1 protein-coding gene is annotated in these 564 nt (G+C 41.7%); it reads right to left on the bottom strand.

Annotated elements, in window-relative coordinates; translation table 11 throughout:
• Window positions 1–382: galactose-1-phosphate uridylyltransferase (galT, locus tag HC175_RS16815; protein WP_168139507.1), on the bottom strand; the 382-nt coding region annotated here is incomplete at its 3' end.
• Between the last annotated feature and the right edge of the window lie 182 nt (window positions 383–564).

Raw genomic sequence — 564 nt, forward strand, 5'->3', positions numbered from 1 at the left:
CTTTGGTTATGGCTTCAACATCCATAAGTGGAAGGGTCTTCGAATGGTCAGGAGAGAAGCACACGACCTTACACACACCTTTTTCAGTTTCAGCGATGAGGAGCCCATTGATTTTTTGAAGGGTTGGGCTATCGCGTAGCAGAGCCGAAAAATCGTTGACAAAACTATAAGGTTCGGTGTATGGAGGATTTATGGTTCCATTAGATCGGGTATTACCAGGACAGAGGTAGCAGGAGGGATCGTAGGATTTATTTTTTTCCACTACAGGCTTTTCTGTCTTGCCTTGCCAGGGTCTTTTAGTTCGGTGCGGGGAAACAAGAATCCATTCCCCGGTTAGTATATTATATCTTCGGTGGGGTAGATTATTAAATTCTTGTTCCATCTTTGCTTATCTTTTAATTAGAGAATTTTTTTAAGTTGCTTTTATTGACTTCCTCTCTCATTTGAAACTACTGTACCCTCACTGGGTACTACGATTATGGCATCCAGATCGATGTGGAACATTTCCTTGTAGGAAGTCGAAACCTCTTTCACGTAAGCATCAATCCTATCCACTTCGATAAT

The organism is Salinimicrobium oceani (genome assembly GCF_012037645.1).